Source organism: Streptomyces sp. SID13726 (assembly GCF_010548375.1).
In the GTDB taxonomy this organism is placed as follows: domain Bacteria; phylum Actinomycetota; class Actinomycetes; order Streptomycetales; family Streptomycetaceae; genus Streptomyces.
Map to the genome: position 1 here is coordinate 1 of NZ_JAAGLY010000408.1, position 451 is coordinate 451.

1 pseudogene is annotated in these 451 nt (G+C 79.8%); it reads right to left on the bottom strand.

Annotated elements, in window-relative coordinates:
* Positions 1-194, bottom strand: a pseudogene (locus G3I78_RS51545) (RDD family protein); the annotation flags it as partial.
* Between the last annotated feature and the right edge of the window lie 257 nt (positions 195-451).

Below are 451 nucleotides of genomic sequence, written 5' to 3' on the forward strand. Positions count from 1 at the left end.
GGCGGCGGCGGGGGCGGGTATCCGCCGCCGCCCCCCGCACCGCCGTACGGGCCGCCCGGCGGCGGGGGCGGCGGGGGGCTGCCCGGTGGCCGGTCGTACGGCGAACCGCCCGACGGAGGCGTCGGTTCCTGGGGCTTCTTGAGGAACGGGTCGTCCTCGGGCGGCTGGCCCGGCGGCGGCTGATCGGTACTCATGGCCCGAGTCGAACCCGGCTCCGCGAACCCCGCAACGGGACGGGGGCCGTTCGGGGGAAGGGTTCCCCCGGCGGTCTGCGGGCCGGGCGTCAGCGGGCCACGTACGTCCTGGCCGCCCGGTCGTGTAGGCCCCGGCGGCGGCGCCCGTCCCCGAGGCACCAGAGGCTGCCGGGGAGTCCGAGGAACGCGTACACCAGCCAGCGGCGCAGGGCCGTGCCGAACCCGGGCGGGCGGAGGGTGGCGGCGGCCAGCACCCG